The sequence below is a fragment of the Sporomusa termitida genome (genome assembly GCF_007641255.1).
Lineage (GTDB): Bacteria > Bacillota > Negativicutes > Sporomusales > Sporomusaceae > Sporomusa > Sporomusa termitida.
This window is the reverse complement of record NZ_CP036259.1, coordinates 4,203,610-4,221,627: the sequence shown is the minus strand read 5'-3', so window position 1 is coordinate 4,221,627 and position 18,018 is coordinate 4,203,610. Positions and strand designations below refer to the sequence as shown.

At 50.4% G+C, this 18,018-nt stretch carries 17 protein-coding genes and 1 riboswitch; of the genes, 15 read left to right on the top strand and 2 right to left on the bottom strand.

From position 1 onward, the window contains the following. Nucleotides 1-94: 94 nt before the first annotated feature. Both SPTER_RS19690 and SPTER_RS25725 read right to left on the bottom strand, forming a co-directional pair. Nucleotides 95-700 carry a nitroreductase family protein gene (locus tag SPTER_RS19690; protein ID WP_144351952.1) on the bottom strand — a complete coding sequence of 202 codons (606 nt, stop codon included), beginning with the start codon at nucleotides 698-700 and terminating at the stop codon, nucleotides 95-97. Nucleotides 701-841: 141 nt separating this feature from the next. Further along, nucleotides 842-1,567, bottom strand: a complete 726-nt coding sequence (locus tag SPTER_RS25725) for a GntR family transcriptional regulator (RefSeq protein ID WP_211367336.1) — start codon at nucleotides 1,565-1,567, stop codon at nucleotides 842-844. 457 nt (nucleotides 1,568-2,024) lie between these two features. Between SPTER_RS25725 and SPTER_RS19680 the strand changes: the two genes are divergently transcribed. From SPTER_RS19680 to SPTER_RS19615, 15 genes are all read left to right on the top strand, one after another. Beyond that, entirely contained in the window at nucleotides 2,025-3,413 is a 1,389-nt protein-coding gene (locus tag SPTER_RS19680; protein ID WP_144351950.1) for an aminotransferase family protein, read from the top strand. Between the two features lie 57 nt (nucleotides 3,414-3,470). Continuing rightward, entirely contained in the window at nucleotides 3,471-4,283 is an 813-nt protein-coding gene (locus tag SPTER_RS19675) for an ABC transporter permease subunit (protein ID WP_144351949.1), read from the top strand. Between the two features lie 22 nt (nucleotides 4,284-4,305). Continuing rightward, a complete protein-coding gene (locus SPTER_RS19670) occupies nucleotides 4,306-5,340 on the top strand; it encodes a taurine ABC transporter substrate-binding protein (RefSeq protein WP_144351948.1) in 1,035 nt (344 codons plus the stop codon). A gap of 21 nt (nucleotides 5,341-5,361) precedes the next feature. Further along, nucleotides 5,362-6,183 (top strand): ABC transporter ATP-binding protein, encoded by an 822-nt coding sequence (locus SPTER_RS19665; protein ID WP_144351947.1) that lies wholly within the window; start codon nucleotides 5,362-5,364, stop codon nucleotides 6,181-6,183. 382 nt (nucleotides 6,184-6,565) lie between these two features. Further along, nucleotides 6,566-6,759, top strand: a riboswitch (cobalamin riboswitch). Between the two features lie 184 nt (nucleotides 6,760-6,943). Beyond that, nucleotides 6,944-7,885, top strand: a complete 942-nt coding sequence (gene nikB, locus SPTER_RS19660) for a nickel ABC transporter permease (RefSeq protein ID WP_144351946.1) — start codon at nucleotides 6,944-6,946, stop codon at nucleotides 7,883-7,885. Continuing rightward, complete coding sequence (gene nikC / locus SPTER_RS19655; RefSeq protein ID WP_144351945.1) at nucleotides 7,886-8,707, top strand: nickel transporter permease; 822 nt, start codon at nucleotides 7,886-7,888, stop codon at nucleotides 8,705-8,707. It abuts the gene before it with no gap. A 25-nt stretch (nucleotides 8,708-8,732) separates the two neighbouring features. Beyond that, on the top strand, nucleotides 8,733-10,304 hold the full coding sequence (locus tag SPTER_RS19650; protein ID WP_144351944.1) for an ABC transporter substrate-binding protein: 1,572 nt from the start codon (nucleotides 8,733-8,735) through the stop codon (nucleotides 10,302-10,304). A 22-nt stretch (nucleotides 10,305-10,326) separates the two neighbouring features. Then, a complete protein-coding gene (locus SPTER_RS19645) occupies nucleotides 10,327-11,115 on the top strand; it encodes an ABC transporter ATP-binding protein (protein ID WP_144351943.1) in 789 nt (262 codons plus the stop codon). Further along, nucleotides 11,105-12,088: an ABC transporter ATP-binding protein gene (locus tag SPTER_RS19640; protein WP_144351942.1), complete on the top strand. Its 984-nt coding sequence runs from the start codon at nucleotides 11,105-11,107 to the stop codon at nucleotides 12,086-12,088. The genes SPTER_RS19645 and SPTER_RS19640 overlap by 11 nt, the downstream gene beginning before the upstream one ends. 212 nt (nucleotides 12,089-12,300) lie before the next feature. Further along, nucleotides 12,301-12,942: a TetR/AcrR family transcriptional regulator gene (locus SPTER_RS19635; protein ID WP_144351941.1), complete on the top strand. Its 642-nt coding sequence runs from the start codon at nucleotides 12,301-12,303 to the stop codon at nucleotides 12,940-12,942. Between the two features lie 87 nt (nucleotides 12,943-13,029). Continuing rightward, the gene (locus SPTER_RS19630) at nucleotides 13,030-14,124 is read left to right on the top strand and encodes an efflux RND transporter periplasmic adaptor subunit (protein ID WP_144351940.1); all 1,095 of its coding nucleotides are present in this window, start codon (nucleotides 13,030-13,032) and stop codon (nucleotides 14,122-14,124) included. 15 nt (nucleotides 14,125-14,139) lie between these two features. Next, on the top strand, nucleotides 14,140-17,208 hold the full coding sequence (locus SPTER_RS19625) for an efflux RND transporter permease subunit (protein WP_144351939.1): 3,069 nt from the start codon (nucleotides 14,140-14,142) through the stop codon (nucleotides 17,206-17,208). A 110-nt stretch (nucleotides 17,209-17,318) separates the two neighbouring features. Beyond that, on the top strand, nucleotides 17,319-17,462 hold the full coding sequence (locus SPTER_RS24890) for a hypothetical protein (protein ID WP_170233339.1): 144 nt from the start codon (nucleotides 17,319-17,321) through the stop codon (nucleotides 17,460-17,462). Beyond that, nucleotides 17,425-17,505, top strand: a complete 81-nt coding sequence (locus SPTER_RS25985; RefSeq protein ID WP_425474375.1) for a helix-turn-helix domain-containing protein — start codon at nucleotides 17,425-17,427, stop codon at nucleotides 17,503-17,505. Before SPTER_RS24890 ends, SPTER_RS25985 begins: the two co-directional genes overlap by 38 nt. A gap of 197 nt (nucleotides 17,506-17,702) precedes the next feature. After that, nucleotides 17,703-18,011 (top strand): UxaA family hydrolase, encoded by a 309-nt coding sequence (locus SPTER_RS19615; RefSeq protein ID WP_211367335.1) that lies wholly within the window; start codon nucleotides 17,703-17,705, stop codon nucleotides 18,009-18,011. The last annotated feature ends 7 nt before the right edge of the window (nucleotides 18,012-18,018 follow it).

The following is an 18,018-nucleotide window of genomic DNA, read 5'->3' as shown; positions in this document are numbered from 1 at the left end:
GAAGAGAAGCAGGGGGACGTTCATTTTGCTTCGCTAGCATATTCTGTTTATTGCCAAGCAAAATGGCAGGCCCCTGTACTTCTCCCTTGCAGCCCTATAGTTCTTTTAACAATAACTCACTCATTGCCAGCCGCGGCCTTGCTGCCGGCTGCTGATCAGGATAGCCGACCGGCAGCAGGGCCACCACATCATATCTGTCATCCAGTTCAAGCATTGTTTTAATCTTTTGACGGTCCAGGATGCCAATCCAGCAGCTGCCTAAGCCTAAGTCGAAGGCTGTAAGGGTCATATGATCAATCGCAATCGCCGCATTCAGCCAGGCATACGCCTTGGCCGTTTCCGGATCAAGAGGGTTTCGCTGCTTATACTCAAGGATTTTTTCCACATCAAGCGGATTGTCGCTAAAGGCGCCTGCGGCTTGCAGCTCGGTCCATCTTGCCAGGGCCGTCGACCATACCTGCGAGTCTGTGCAGCATACGATGATCACCGGGGCTTTCGTTACAAACGGCAGCGTATACTCTGCCAGCCTGGCTTTGGCTTCCGGGCTTTTAATAACCACATAGCGTGAAGGCTGCAGGTTGGACCCGGAGGGGGCCAGCCTTGCTGCCGCCAATATTGCTTTGATGTCGTCGTCAGACACCTGATCAGGCTTAAATTTCCGGATACTTCTCCTGTTGGCAATGGCAGCACTCAGTTCCATAATAAACACCTCTCCTGTTTTATTATTAGTTATGGACACCTCTGTCCCTGGGGGCAAAAAAGAAAAGGCCGGAAAGCAGAAGCGCTCTCCGGCCTTCAGTGGTTCTGATCAGCCGGTTTGGGGTTTATGTAGACAAGAAGGCTATATTTTACGCCGGCGGGTTAAGTTAATCCGAAAGGCATACATGTCACTCCGGTAGATGCTTTTCTCATATTCCAGCGGATTGCCGTCGTGATCGGTGACCAGACGTTTGGAAAGCAGTGCACAGCAAGGGTCGGCCGTCAGTCCTAAGAGTTTTTTCTCCCGGTCGGCCGGAATAATTGAGGCAATTGTTTGTTTGGCCTCCCAGAGGCTTATACCCAGTTTTGTTTCCAGGATATCATAAGTTGAAACATTATTTAAATCAAATTCCGCTAACTTTTGTCCAATCGCCAACGGATAATACTGGGTTTCCAGGACCACCGGGGTGTCATTGGCTAAGCGCAGCCTGATTGTTTCGTAGACATCTTTTACACCGAAAATCTTGGCTGCATCCTGGGGGGCGGTAACCATTCCCTGACTTAGCACCCGGATATTAGGATTCATTCCCATTTCATCAACAATCTCAAAAAAGGTGCTTAAGTTGCCCAGCCACTCCTCAATCGGCCTGACGGCAACAAATGTTCCCAGCCCTTGCCGTGATTCGAGGATACCTTCCTCAATTAAACTCCGGATGGCCCGGCGGATTGTGGCCCGGCTTACGGCAAATCTAGCCATAAGATCGTATTCGGCCGGGATCTTATCGGTAAAAGTCCCCTTTAAAATTTCGTTATGCAGGCAATTTCGCACTTGCAAATGCAGCGGCATAGAATTTTTTCGATCTAACACAGCCTGTACATCCTTCCTCAGGTGGAACCGGTCTCTCCTGTTATAAGAGCTTACGCCATATTTAATCAATTTGCTGTTCATTATACCATTATACGGATGTTCGGACAACCTGTTTTTTGCTTTTCTTGCTATAAATTATTTAATTTGCCAAAAGTCAGGAATCATTACCCTTAAGTCATTGACAACGTACAGTTTTATATGATATAAAATATATAACTTAATTGCGAGCAGGCTGATCAGAATAACTGAAGGCTAAGATCAATATCCCTGTGGGGAACTGAATCTTAGCCTTTTTATTTTATCAGTGTTATTTATGACTTATATTGTCCGTACATCATGATGACCATACGATAACTTATCTGCCGGTGTGACGGCAGAGCGGGAGAGGGTGTTTGTCTTCTCAAGTCGGTCGATTGATTACCGGACAACGGGGAACTTATCGCTGGGAGGTTAGAGTATGAATAAAGAAGTGGCAGGCGGACTCGATGCCGATGAATTGGCACGTCTCCACCGGGAGCACTTGTGGCTGCACCTTACAAATCACAGGCAGTTTGATCACCAGGAGCCGCCGATTATGGTCGAGGGCAATGGCTTTATCATTAAAGATGCCTTGGGCCGGGAATATGTGGATGGCTTGTCCGGCGGGGTTTGGGCTGTTAATGTCGGCTATGGCCGGGAAACCATGGTCAAGGCAATCAGCGAGCAATTACGGCGGCTGCCTTATTATGCCGGTTCACTGGCGACACCCCCTTATATTTTGCTGGCCCAGAAGCTGGCGGCCTTATTGCCTAGGCTGCCGAAAGTATATATTTCCAATAGCGGCTCCGAAGCTAACGAAAAGGCGTTTAAGATTGCCAGACAATATTTTCGCGAGCAATATCCCCGACGAGACAAATATAAGATTATTTACCGCAACCGGGATTATCACGGTACTACTTTGGCGGCGCTGGCCAGCAGCGGGCAGACAGAACGAAAACTGAAATTCGGGCCGTTGCCGGCCGGCTTTGTTGAAATCCCTCATGCTCTTTGTTACCGGTGCGAATTTGGCAAGCGTTATCCCGGCTGTAATATTGACTGTGCCCGGGCCCTCGAGACTGTCATACAAACAGAAGGTGAAGACTCGGTTGCTGCTGTTATTGTCGAGCCGATTACCGCCGGCGGCGGGATTATTCCGCCGGTTGCCGAGTATTATCCGCTTGTGCAGGAGATCTGCCGCCGCTATGAGGTGCTGCTGATTATGGATGAGGTGGTTACCGGCTTTGGCAGAACCGGCTTAATGTTTGGCCATCAGCACTATGGCGTTGATCCGGATATTATTACCATGGCCAAAGGTCTGGCAAGCGGTTATATGCCGATATCGGCCACAGTTGCGAGGAAAAGTATCTTTGACAGGTTTCTGGCTGAACCGGAGGATACAAGCGGCTACTTCCGGGATATCAGCACCTTTGGCGGCTGTACCGGCTGCTCGGCGGCGGCGCTGGAGAATATCAGGATCATTGAGGAGGAGCGACTGGCGGAGCAGAGTGCGGCCATGGGTACATATTTAATGGCGAGCCTGCAAGAGCTGGCCGGGCTGCCGGTTGTCGGCGAGGTTAGGGGCAAAGGGTTATTAGTGGGCATTGAATTAGTGGCCGACAAAAAATCCCAGAGCCCGCTGCCTGAGAAATATCTGGCCCAGGTGGTGGCGGCCGCTAAAGCAGAAGGGGTTATTATCGGCAGAATGGTGCGCAGTGTCCCTGAGCTTAATAATGTCTTATATACGGCGCCGCCGCTGATTATCGACAAAGCGGGTATTGATAAAATTACCGCTGCCCTGCGGGGAGCACTGGGCAAGCTGCGGGTTTAGCCCTGCGGCAGAGGGAGTGAGGTTATATGAAAGTAAGGCCGGGACAGGAGGAATGGCATGATCAGGGTTGAGGTTGGGAGTGTATGCCGCACTGCCGGCAGGCATATTACCACAGAGCGCTTATTGACGTTCAGCACAGTCGGTATCGTGCTGTTGCTGTGGTTTATAGTTACCGAGTTAAAGCTTGTGTCAGACATTCTGGTGCCTTCGCCGCACAAAGTTATGAACAGCTTTCTGGAAATTGCCAGGAACGGTTATAAAGAAAATGGCCTGCTCACACACCTGGGGGACAGCATGCTCCGCCTTATCGCTTCATTCTTGCTGGTGGTCATTACGGCTATTCCGCTGGGGTTAGCCAGCGGCTACAATTCAAAAATCCGCGCTATTGTGGATCCGCTGATTGAATTTTACCGGCCGCTGCCGCCGCTGGCCTATTATACCCTGCTGGTGTTATGGATGGGGATAGAGAATTCATCCAAGATTGCGTTGTTATATCTGGCAGGCTTTGCCCCTGTTTATATTGCCTGTGTAGCGGGGGTACTGAAGATCAGAAATGACTATATTGATGGCGCTTATACACTGGGGGCCAACAGCAGGCAGGTCTTCCTGCATGTGATTTTTCCGGCCTGCCTGCCTGATATATTTGTCGGTTTACGGACCGCAATTGGTGTTGCTTATACAACTTTAGTTGCGGCCGAGATGGTTGCGGCTGTGACCGGTATCGGCTGGATGGTACTTGATGCCAGTAAATTTCTAAGAAGCGATATTATTTTTCTCGGCATTATTATTATGGGCATAACCGGTATTATGATTGACAGGATAATAAGGTTTGCCGAGCAAAGGATCGTACCTTGGAAAGGAAAAGAATAAACAGAAAAGGGAGAGGTTGTTAATGAGAAAAAAATGGAAAAAATTGTTGGTGGCAGGCGGGCTGATACTGGCTGTGGCCCTGCAATTGACCGGCTGCGGCCAGAGCAACCAGGCTGGTACACCGGCGAAGCCGGAAGTGGTCACTATTGGTTTTCAGGATATACCCAATGACGAAATCGTAGCCAAGGTGAAAGGTTTTTATGAGAGTGAGCTGGGAGTAAAGGTTAATTTCAAAAAATTTGATTCCGGCCGGGATGTCAACAACGCCTTTGCCTCAAACAGTATTGATATTGGGTTAATGGGGAGTACGCCCGCTGCTGTCGGCATCTCCCAGGGGCTTGGCTATGAGGTTTTCTGGATTCATGATGTTATCGGGGCGGCCGAGTCGCTGGCGGTAAAGAACACTGCCAATATTAATTCAGTTCAGGACCTGAAAGGTAAAAAAGTGGCGGTGCCGTTTAGCTCCACGGCTCACTACAGCCTGCTGAATGCCCTGAAGGTGGAGGGTGTCAATCAGGCTGAAGTTAAGATATTGGATATGCAGCCGCCTGATATTTTTGCGGCCTGGCAGCGTGGCGATATTGACGCCGCTTATGTCTGGAATCCTGTTTTAGGCAAATTGCTGGCCGATGGCAAGGTGATCACCGACAGTGGCAAATTAGCGGAGAAAGGCATAATAACGGCCGATCTTGGGGTTGTCAGCAAAGAATTTGCCCGGAAATATCCGGAGGTTGTCGCTCAATATATAAAAGTCCAGCAAAAAGCCCATGACCTTTACAAAAACAATCCTGATGAGGCGGCCGCAGCTTTGGCGCAAGGACTGAATATTGATAAAGCCGAGGCGTTAAAGCAGACCAGGGAACTGATTTGGCTGTCCGGCCGGGAGCAGGTGGCTGACAAATACTTTGGCTCAAGCACCAATAAGGGTAATCTGGCTAAAGTATTAAAGGCTACCGCCGACTTCCTGGTTGAGCAAAAAGCAATCGAAACCGCCCCGGACCTGGAGGCTTTTGAGAAAGCCGTTAACCCCCAATATATTGAAACTACGTTAAAGTAAATGTAAGCAGGAGGCTGCAGTATGGTGTTAAGTGAGCCCGGGTGGGCTGAGGAGCAGGCTGATGCGGTGGTGGTCCTGAAGAATGTGTCGTTGACTTATCAGGCGGACTCTGACATATATGCATTGGCAAACATTGATCTTAGCCTGCACGAAGGCGAGTTTGTCTGCCTGCTGGGACCTTCGGGCTGCGGAAAAAGCACTTTGTTAAAAATTGTTGCCGGTTTTATCAGCCCGTCGGCCGGCCAGGCTGTTATGGACGGGGCAGCAATCCAAGGGGCCGACTGGCATCGGGGGGTTGTGTTTCAGCAGCCGCCCCTGTATCCCTGGCTGACCACCCGGGATAATGTCCGGTTTGGGCTAAGAATGCGCAATATCCCTGAAAGTGAGAGCCGGCAGCTTACCGAAGAATATCTGCGGAAAGTGGGTTTGGAGGAGTTCGGTAATCATAAGCCGTACGAATTATCGGGCGGTATGAAACAACGGGTAGCTATTGCCCGGTCATTGGTTAATAAACCCCGCGTACTGTTGATGGATGAGCCTTTCGGGGCCCTGGACGCCCTGACCCGCGAGCAGATGCAAAGCCTGTTGCGCAACATATGGTGGGAATCGAAATGCACGATTTTATTTATTACCCATGATGTGGATGAAGCGCTGGCCCTGGGAACCAGGGTGCTGGTTATGTCCAAGCGGCCGGGGCGCATTGTGAAAGAATTTAAAACCTCCTTCACTTATGCAATCTCCGGGGAGAATTCTAACCGGGTACGCTATACAGCGCAATTTTTACAGGCGCGCGAAGAAATCCTCGAATTGATTAACCGGCAGGAGATTAGCTATATTATATAACCTTAGCACGACATTAGCGCATCTGGTGTAAGAGCTGGAGCTGAGAGGCGTATTCTTAATCGGCAGCTAATTTCTACTCGCAACGGCGCAAAAGGCCGGCAAGCATAAGAATGCTCGCCGGCTTCACCTTTGGGAGAAGGCCGGGATGCCCAATCAATATTGAAATATCAACCATAAATGATGCTGATTGCAGGTTTTACGAGAATCAAAAGGAATAGTTAACAGACTGGTTAATTCGGTGAATATAGTAATATTTCCTTTTTAGTACAATTATACCTGTGAGGAATACTTATCAGTAAAATAATGGTTGACAATCATTGTCGCGTATTTATATAATAATAAAAACAATACAAATAGCCAAATTTTTATTATTAATGACAATTTTATACAGAACGTTATAAGTGTCAGCAGCATTCACTGCTGAACGATGAGAGGAAAACGGGTGAAAATCCCGTGCTGTCCCGCAGCTGTAAATAGGGAGCCTGCTTCGAAGATCGTCACTGGAGAAACTCTGGGAAGACGGAAGCAAGGTTATGATCTATGAGCCAGAAAGCCTGCTTATAATAAGATTCATTGTTGACTTACGCGTGATAAGGAAATGGATGTGTGCGTGTGTGCCAATCAGCGCTCTTGTCTGATTTTCTGCATATGACCGCAGTACGACTGCCTGGGCAGTTGTTTAATCCGGCTAGAATCCTTTTCTTCTCGTTAAGAAAATGATTCTAGCCGGATTTTTGTTGAACAGAGAGGAGAAGGTGCCTTGAAGAGAAAAGAGCTTTTGCATCGTTTGGCGCAGATGCTTATTACGCTTTTCGGTGTGAGCCTGCTGACGTTTTCTCTGATGTATCTGTCGCCGGGGGACCCGGTGGAGATGTTGCTGGAGGTAGGCGATACCATTGTTTCGGAGGAAACGATTGCCGAAACGCGGGCGCAGCTGGGCCTGGACCAGCCGTTTCATGTGCAGTACCTTCGCTGGCTTACCGGTGTTTTGCAGGGGGATATGGGCATGGCGTATTCGGCGAAGATGCCGGTAGCCGACCGTCTCTGGCAGTGTCTGCCGGGCACTATAGTGCTCGCCGCCGCGTCGATTGTCATGATGCTGCTGATCTCGGTGCCGTGCGGGATACTGGCGGCGGTGTATCGAAACCGCGCTGTTGATTATCTAATTCGCGGCATTACGTTTTTAGGTGTATCCATGCCGAGCTTCTGGGTAGGGCTTATTCTGCTGTATGTTTTTGGGCTGAAGCTGGGTTTGTTCCCGATAGCGGGCGGCGTGGTGTCGTTTGACCGGATGGTGCTGCCGGCGCTGACGCTGGCTATTGCGATGTCGGCTAAATATACGCGGCAGGTGCGTACGGCAATTTTGGAGGAACTGGGACAGGATTATATCATTGGCGCCCGGATGCGGGGCTTGCCCATGCAGAAGATTCTCTGGCGGCATGTGCTGCCAAATGCGTGTTTGCCGCTGATCACGCTCTTGGGTTTGTCGATCGGCTGGCTGCTAGGCGGCGCGGCTGTTATTGAGATGGTCTTTTCCTGGCCCGGTCTTGGCAAAATGGCGGTGCAGGCCATTGCGATGCGTGATTATCCGCTGGTGCAGGGGGTTGTCCTCTGGATTGCCGTTTTATATATGGCAATAAATCTGTTAGTCGATATTTCCTATACCTATCTTGATCCGCGGCTGAAGAAAGGAGGAGGCTGAGTGGCGTTTTGGACAAAGGACAAGTTTTTGTTTGGGCTGTACACGTTTTTTGTCCTTGTGGTTGTCGGCTTTGCGCTCTTTGCGCCCTGGCTGGCTCCTTATGATCCGTATGACGCGGTAATGCGGCAGTCGCTGCAGGCGCCGTCGGCGGAGCACATATTCGGCACGGACAAGCTGGGGCGGGACTGTTTTTCGCGTATTCTTTACGGGATGCGCACCTCGTTGATCATGACGATGATGGTGGTTTCTATTATTACGGTAGGAGGAACTTTTATCGGCGTGGTGGCCGGCTATTCGGGCGGCAAAGTGGATACTGTGCTCATGCGCATTGTGGACATGATGCTGGCTTTTCCGGGGATCGTGCTGGCTATTGCCATTGCCGGTATGCTGGGCGGCAATATCGTAAATGCAATTTTGGCGCTGGCGGCGGTGAACTGGACCAAGTACGCGCGTTTGGGGCGCAGCCTTACGCTGAAGCTGCGCGAGCGTGATTTTATCGCAGCGGCCGTAACCAATGGGACAAGGCCGCTGCATCTTTTATGGCGTCATATTCTGCCCAATATTCTGCCGATCATTGTTATAACGGCCGCCATGGACATCGGTGTGATGATTATGGAATTGGCAGGCTTGTCGTTTTTGGGCTTTGGCGCGCAGCCGCCGACACCGGAATGGGGACTTATGCTCAATGAGGGAAGACAGCATATCCAAACGGCTCCCTGGCTGATGCTGTATCCGGGAGCGGCCATACTGATTGTTGTAGCGATTTTCAACCTATGGGGAGACAGCCTGCGCGATATTATGGACCCACAGCGGACAAACTGAATAAACATATGGAAGGGATGAGGTTATGAAGAGACTGGGAAGATTTACCTGCCTGCTGCTGCTGATTTGTATGGCAGCGACTCTTATAGCGGGCTGCGGCGGCAGCGGTACAAAGGAAGCTGACCCAACGACGCTGAGAATTGGTGTAACAAATTTTGCGGATTCACTGGAACCAACGGAGAATTATTTTGGCTGGGTCGTTATGCGTTATGGCCTGGGGGAAAGTCTTGCAAAATTTGATGAAAAGATGAATGTGCAGCCGTGGCTGGCTGAAAGCTGGCAGATTAGTGCCGACCACATGAGCTGGACCTTTAAAATCAGAGACGGAGTGAAGTTCTCCAACGGCAAGCCGTTAGACGCGGCCGCTGTTAAGGCCTCGCTGGAAAGAGCCTTTGCGAAAAATAAACGGTCGGTAACATTTTTTAAGTATAAGGAAATGAAGGCTGACGGTCAAACGCTTACGATCCTGACGGAAAAGCCGGAGCCGAATATGCCGGGCTTTTTGGCCGATCCGCTCTTTTTGATTGTAGATGTATCGGCTGAACCGGAACGCAACTTCGCCAAGGAAGGTCCGATTGGCACCGGTCCCTATATGTGCAAGTCTTTCGTCAAGGATAAAGCGGTTATGGTGAAAAATTCGCATTACTGGGACGGCGAAGTGCCTTATGAAACAGTTGAAATTCCGTCTATAGACGATCCGAATACCCGGGCAATGGCTCTGCAGTCCGGCGAGGTGGACATGGCGGTCAATATTGCAGCCGGTGATATTAGCCTCTTTAACGACAAGGAAAAGTTCCATATCGACAGAATTCCCTCACTGCGCACCGTCCTGGCGCGAATTAACCAAAAAGGCGTTTTAGGCGATCAGAAGGTTCGCGCGGCATTCATCAGCGCCTGCGACAGAAAGGTATATAATGAAGTTATTTTGAAAGGAACCTTTATTGAGGGCAAGGCTCCTGTACCTCCATCGATGGATTACGGCTTCGATCAGCTTACGGATCCCAACAGCTATAATATTGACCGCGCCAAACAGCTATTGGCGGAAGCCGGCTGGAAGGACGCCGACGGTGACGGTATACTGGAAAAGGACGGCAAGAAGCTGACGGTGGATTTTGTTGTGTATAACAGCCGCGCGGAACTGCCGATCTACGCCGAGGCGGCGCAATCAGATGCGAAAAAAGTGGGCTTTGATGTAAAAATCAAGACGGTGGACTATAATCTGATTGATAAGATGGGGATTAACGGCGAGTATGACTTGCTAATTTCGAATATTACGACGGCCAATACCGGCGATCCGGAAATCTTCCTGAACTGGTACTGGCGGACCAACAAGAACGGCGATAATCCGCAGAACGGCTCCGGCTACAGCAATCCTGCACTGGATGCGAAGTTTGCGGAACTGTCCGCAGAGTTTGAACATCAAAAGCGCCGTCAGCTCATCATCGATATTCAGCAGATCATTATGAACGATGGCGCGGCTCTGTTCCTGGGCTATCCGGAAACCAACATCATCAGCTCGGTTTCGCTTGAAGGGGCGCGGATGTATCCGTCCGATTATTACTGGCTGACCAATAAGATTAAACCGGCGAAAAAATAATGTTGCACGAAGGGGAATTGGAATGTTGCTAGAGGTATCAGAACTTTCGGTATCCTATGCGGAACGTGCAATCGTCCGGGATGTGAATTTATCGCTTGCTGAGGGGGAAGTCCTGGCGATTGTCGGCGAAAGCGGCAGCGGCAAGACAACGGTTATCCGCGCAATCATGGGCTGCCTGCCGCATGAGGGCCGTGTAAGCGGCGGGAGGATCCTCTTTGAAGGTAAAAATCTATTGGAAAATACGCCTGACGAGTGGAGTCGCCTCTGCGGAACCAAGGCCGCCATGGTTTTTCAGGACAGCGGGAGCATGCTGGATCCCATCCGGCGTATCGGCAGCCAATTTATTGAGTATATCTGCGAGCACTCGCCGATGACGAAAAGAGAAGCCGCCAGGGCGGCAGAGGATATGCTGAGGAAAATGCACTTGCCCAATCCGGAAAATATTATGAAAGGCTACCCGTTTGAACTGAGCGGCGGCATGCGCCAGCGCGTCGGCGTGGCCATGGCCATGTTTTTTACACCGCGCCTGCTGCTGGCGGATGAGCCGACTTCGGCCCTGGATGTGACAACGCAGGCGCAAGTGGTAAAAGAAATGATGGAAATCTGCCAGAAGGATAAAACGGCAATCATCATTGTTACCCATAATATCGGTGTAGCCGCCTATATGTCGGATAAGCTGGTCGTCATGCAAGAAGGCCGGATCGTAGAGTCCGGCGAAACGGATGATATTATTGCCCGGCCGCAGTCGGCGTATACGAAAGAACTGTTAGATGCGGTGCCGCAGGTCGGAGGGGAAAGATATGTTGGCTGAAAAGGAAGCGATCCTGACAATCGAGCATATCGTAAAACGCTTCCCGGCAGCTGGCGGGCGCATGCTGACAGCCTGCAATGATGTGTCGCTGTCGCTTTACCGGGGCGAAACACTTGGCGTTGTTGGCGAGAGCGGCTGCGGTAAAAGCACGCTTGTAAAACTTATTATGCAGCTCTATGCGCCGACGAGCGGGGCTATTTGCTATCGGGGCGAGGATCTCACGCGACTTAAGGGCGAGCGTATGCGGCAGAGCCGTCGGCATGTGCAGATGGTATTTCAGGACCCGGCGCAGGCTTTCAATCCGAAAATGAAGATAAAGGATATCCTTTGCGAGCCGTTGCGCAATTTCAAGCTGATAAAAGACAGTGAGGCGGGGGAAAAGGCCGAAGCGCTTTTGCGCATGGTTGAATTACCGGAGCAATTTGCTGACCGTTATCCCGGCAATATGAGCGGCGGGCAGCGCCAGCGCGTTGGCATTGCCCGGGCGCTGGCGCTCGGCCCCGACATTCTCGTTTGCGATGAGGCGACCAGTGCGCTGGATGTGTCTGTGCAGAAAAAAATTGTGGAGCTTCTGGTCAGAATACAACAGGAAAAAAATCTGTCCATGATCTTTATCTGTCATGATTTGGCCCTGATATCGCAGATTAGCCATCGCATCGCCGTGATGTATCTCGGCAATATCGTGGAGGTGCTGGCGGGCAGCGAGCTGAATAAGGCGCAGCACCCTTATACAAAGGCGTTGTTGCAGTCCGTTTTTCCGGTGAAGAAAAAGGGCGGGACAGCGGTGCGAACGCTGGCCGGAGAGATCCCCAGCCCTCTCGACTTGCCGCCAGGTTGTCCATTTCAAACCAGATGTCCGGAGAGCAGGGAAATATGCAGTCAGGAAAAGCCGGCTCTTGAGGAGATTGCGCCTGGACACAGTGCTGCCTGTCATTTATTGAAGGCGCAGCAACCCTCAGGCCGCCCAGCTTAAAAGACCCCAAAAGTCAGATTAAACTGCAGCAGGCAGTTTTCAGGGAATGAGTTCTGTAATTTACAGGTCTCATTCCCTTTTTAGTACCGCCGGCCGGTAATATTCTTCTTTTGGCTGTGCCGTTATTTTTGCCTGCGCGCTATTGACAGTAGCACGATTTTAGGGGATAATAACAACATACCGACTGGTAGGTATGTAAAGATGCATACTTTGTGAAAGGCGACGATAAGATGACCAAGGAGAGCATTATTATTGCAGCAATACGCCTGTTTTTACGGCATGGCTACAAATCGGTTTCGCTGATAGATGTTGCTAATGAGCTTGGTATTACCAAAGGCGGGATCTATCACTATTTCGCCAGCAAGGAGGATTTGCTGCGCACTGCGCTTACATTTTTCTTTGAACGGTTTGAAGCAAAATATACGGATTTGCTCAGTGACCAAAAAAGCATTCAGGAGATTTTGCAGTCGCTCATGGTTGACGATGCGTTTGAGGAATATTCCAGGGAGCTGTTTGGGCTGGACCGGGAGATCTGTGTCGATCACGTTCATTTTGTGATTGATATTATGCAGCTGTTTCCTGATATTCAGGAAAGGATTCAGCGAATTCAGCTGTGGATTTGCGAGGCGTTGGCCAGACGGATTCAGACAGCGGTGGACAACGGCGAACTTAAGAGTAGTCTTGACAGTTATGCCTTGGCAGCTACTATTTTGGCAACAGTTAACGGCCAGAAGTCATTGGGAAGCCAATTTAGACACCCGGAACTGCGTCAGCGAATGATGAACAATATGTGGTCGTTGATGAATACTAGCCCTAATCCAGTGAATACTGTTTTAGAGCTGTCAAGGTACTAGCGCCTGCCAAGCGCTACTATTTTTGAACTTGACATACCGACTGGTAGGTATGTCAAATGTTGCTAATTGAAATGGAGGATTGTCTGAATGAATAGATTGAAAGCTAAGCACTGGATTATTCCCCTGATTTTAGTAGTGGGAATTACCCTGGCTATAGGTACAGGTGTATTTGCCAATAAACAACAAGCCAATACCACCGAGAATGTGCTGAGTGTAAAAGTTGCTCAGACCGAATACACTGAGGTTATTCCCAGCCTGACTTTGAATGGTACACTGGAGGGGCAGACCTCAGCCACGGTGAGCGCTAAAATTTCCGGGCGGATTGAAGAGGTGCTTGTCCAGGAAGGACAGCAGGTCAAAGCCGGTGAGCCGCTGGTCAGGATGGAGTCAGTTGAACTGGCTAACTCTGCCCGCCAGGCCGGTGATGCTGTGCGAAAAGCCCAGGTTGGCTATGAACTGGCATTAAACGACTTTAACCGTTATCAGATGCTGTTCGATAAAGGGGCTGTTTCCGAGCAACAGCTGGATAATGCCCGGGCCAAACTGAAAACCGCTGAGGCTGATTTATCAAGTGCTGCTTCCAACCAGAGCAGCGCTCAGCAACAATACAGTTATGGCGTAATTACTTCACCGGTTGACGGTGTGATTGCGAATAAAACAGCCACTATTGGCCAGGTGGTTTCACCTGGGGCGGCATTGATGGTGGTACAGGACATTAATCAGGTATACGCCGTAATCAATGTTGAACAAAAAGATCTGGGCCGCATTAAAATCGGACAGAACGCCAATATCACTGTCGATGCCTATGCCGGCCAGGTATTCCCGGGGGTAGTCGAGGTTATGAATCCGGAAGCAGGCGCGGCCAGCCGGATGTTCCGCACCAAGATTAAAGTAGATAATACCGGCGGTGAGCTGAAACCAGGCATGTTTGCCAATATACAGCTGACAACAGGCGATAGTGTCCAGGTACTTACTGTACCGCAAGCCGCAGTTGTGCAAAAACAAGGCTTATATTATGTTTTCGTTGTCGAAAACGATAAAGCCGTCCGCCGTCAGATTGAGATTGGTGACGTTAGTGGCAGCACAATTACCGTCACAGACGGTCTGCAGCCTGAAACGCAAGTGATTATCAGCAGTGTCAACCGCCTTAAAGACGGAGATACTGTGAGAGTAACGCAATAGAGTAGGGGAGAGGTCATGAAACTTACTGAGATTAGTATTAAGCGTCCGGTATTTTCCACCGTAATAATTTTGGCGCTGGTAGTTTTAGGCTTGGTTAGTTATATGTCCTTAAATGTGGATCAATACCCCAGCATTGAATTGCCAGTCGTCGCCATTACCGTGCAGTACCCCGGCGCTTCACCGGAACAGGTAGAATCAAAGGTGACGAAAAAGGTTGAAGAAGCCGTTAATGTGGTGGCAGGTGTGGAACATATCACCTCAACGGCCAGCGAAGGTTTGTCAACAACTGTTATTCAGTTTACCATGGAAACCAATGCCGATACGGCCGCACAGGATGTGCGCGATAAGGTCGGCAGCATCCAGGCCTTGCTGCCGCAGGATGCCAAAGCACCTACCATTATCCGCTTTGACCCTGATGATACACCCATTATGACGATTGCCCTGACCGGCGATCTCAATCAGCGGGAACTGACGGTGTTTGCCGAAGATACGCTGACAGACCGGTTAAAAGCAATTAACGGGGTAGCCTCGGTTGATGTTCAGGGGGGCCTGGACCGGGAAATCCAAATCCGTCTGGACAGCAACCAGATGGCAGCCTATGGCCTGACTGTGCCGGAGGTTATCAATGGTCTGAGCAATGAGAATATTGAGTCTCCCGGCGGTAAAGTCACCGACGGTCAGCGGGAAACAGATCTGCGGGCCGTAGGCAGTATTACGTCAACCGACCAGTTTCTGAATATTCCTGTCGGCCAGCGGGACGGTGTCCAGCTGTATGTGAAAAATATCGCTACAATTAAAGACACCACGGCTGATGTCACCTCGATTACCAAGCTGGACGGCAAGCCGGCGCTTGGTCTGGAGATCATGAAGCAATCAGGCAGCAACACAATCAATGTTGTCGATAATGTCAATAAGCAGCTGGCAAGCATTCAAAGCGAGCTGCCGCCGGGGGTGGAGCTGGTTGTCGTGCGCGACAATTCCGTACACATCCATGAATCGGTGGAGGACGTCCAGTTTAATCTGGTTGTTGGCGGTTTGCTGGCAGTAGCGATTGTATTTTTGTTTCTGGGCAACTGGCGGAGTACCATTATTGCCGGCCTTGCCATTCCTGTATCTGTTATTACTTCCTTTCTGGCGATGAAGGTTATGGGCTTTACCCTCAACACCATGTCGCTGCTGGCCCTGTCCTTGGCAGTCGGTCTGCTGATTGACGACGCGATTGTTGTTATTGAAAACATTGTGCGCCATCTGGAGATGGGCAAGGATAAGGTAAGCGCCGCATTTGACGGGACCTCCGAGATTGGCCTTGCCGTTATGGCCACGACGTTTACGCTGGTAGCCGTGTTCGTGCCTGTCGGCATGATGAGCGGAATGGTCGGCCAGTTCTTTAAAGAGTTTGGTATAACCGTAGCGGCCAGCGTACTGGTTTCCCTGTTTGTGGCCATTACCTTAACCCCGATGTTATCTGCCAAATATCTGGACCATGCCGAGATTAAAGGCACTACCAAGTTAAGTAAGGCCTGGCTTACCTGGAGTAACTGGTTTGATAAGATAACCGCAAAATACGGTGAATTCTTACAGCTGGCTTTGGGTCATCGCCGTAAGGTTATGCTCTTGGCGGTTGGGCTGTTTGTCGGCAGCCTGGCGCTTATGCCGCTGCTCGGCTCCACGTTTGTACCTGAGGCCGATAACGGGGAAATCACGGTGACGGCGGTTGTCGACCCCGGCATGAGTGTGCTGGCGGTCAGCGAAATGGCTGATGCCATGGCCCAAACAATCCGTGAGGTACCTGAGGCTAAAATGACCTATAGTGTAACTAAAACCAATAATATTAATATTTTAGTGCAGCTGTCGGCGAAAAATGAGCGCAGTGTGAGTGATAATGAGATTATCGCCGATCTCCGGCAAAAATTCAGTGTGATCCCCGGCGCTGAAATCAGTGTGTCGAAACAATCGGGCATGTCAAGCGGCAAGCCTGTATCGATTGTGATTCAGGGGCAATCGCTGGATATTTTAGCCGATATTGCCGAGCAGGTGCAGCAAATTATCGCCAGCGTGCCGGGTACTGTTGAGGTAACCTCCAGCTATGAAGCCGGCAACCCTGACGCCCAAATTGTGGTCAACCGGGACCGGGCTTCTGACCTTGGCATCTCGGCGGCCAACATTGCCGATACGCTGCAGACCATGTTTAACGGTAAAATTGTGACAGACTTTAAAGAAGGGGATGACGCTTATGATGTAAGGGTCATTCTGGATCCGGAAGCCCGCCGCAGTTTAGCGGACGTCAACAAGGTATATCTGTCGAGCACGGCCCGGGCCAACGGGCAGGCCGTGATGGTGCCGCTGTCGCAGGTAACCGACACCGTGTACGCCACAAGCCCGGCGCAGATTAAGCGTTATGACAACCAGCAGCAGATTACAATCTCTGCTAACCTAAGCGGCACGACGCTGGGCGACTTTAACACCGAGTTTAATAAGCGGGTCACGGCAGTAACTATGCCGGAAGGCTATAAATTTGTGACCACCGGTCAGACCCAGTCCATGAATGATGCCTTTTCCGGCATGATTATGGCGCTGGCGATGGCGGTCCTGTTTATCTTCTTCGTGCTGGCTGCCCAGTTTGAGAGCTATATCGATCCCTTTGCGATTATGCTGGCTTTACCGCTGGCGATCATCGGGGCGATCGTTGGTCTCCTGATTATGGGCAGTGAACTGAGTATTATGTCTCTGATTGGGATCATTATGCTCATGGGTCTGGTAACGAAGAATGCCATTTTGCTCATCGACTTTGCCAAACAGCGCCGGGCTGCCGGGATAGAACGCAACCAGGCCCTGGTAGAGGCGGCGGTGCAGCGGATGCGGCCGATTATCATGACTACAGCGGCCATGATTGTCGGGATGATGCCATTAGCCCTGGGCATCGGACCGGGGGCTGAAGCCCGGGCGCCGATGGCCCATGCAATCATCGGCGGTCTGATCACCTCAACCATCCTTACCTTGGTGGTTGTGCCTGTTGTCTATACACTGTTTGATGATATGCAAAACGGCAGATTCAATATTAAACGAATTTTTCGCAAGGGCTAGTAACAGGACAGCCTGGTACGCAGGCCGGTATCGTTTTTAACGGTACCGGCCTGCGTTTTTTCAGTAATATTTAACGGTAAACCTTTCCGTTGGCGGCATTCGCCGGTATAATGAAGATGGAGCAGGAAAAACGCCAGGCAACAGGGATTGTAGGTCAAGCTATATCAGGTATTGGAGCGAAGCAGATTGAGCAAATACTGTTTGAAGTAAAATATAATTATACCCGGGCCGGCTGCCAGACGGCGGGGGATTAGCAGAACCACTCTCTGGCGGAAACTCCGGTCTGGTAAAAAGTAAACGAAACAGAAGAATGAAACAAAATGTTTTGATGCACTATTTGTTTTAAAATACCGCGACCTATTGCGGTCTGGGCTATCATAGCGGTGATGGCTGCAGGCATTATCCCGGACAGGAGGGCCGGCACCTGCCTGGCATGAATTTTTTTAATATTATAAATTGACGTTGCTATTTAAATTAAAGCCGGAGGCGAAGTTGTGAATAAGTTCAAAGCGATTATTATGAAACCCCAGGATAATGTTGCCACCGTAATTGAGGATATTGCTGCCGGGTGTGATATTGAGATCAATATTGAAGGTAACAGCATTGACCTGCAGGTGATCGACAACATCCCGTTTGGGCATAAGGTAGCGATCAGAGATATTGCCAAGGATGACAGGATCATCAAATATGGGGAGGTAATCGGGGTGGCAACGGCGCCGATTGCTGCCGGCCGGCATATCCATGTGCATAATCTGGGCGGCTGCCGGGGCCGCGGTGATTTAGAGAATGGAACACAGGAGTGATAATAAG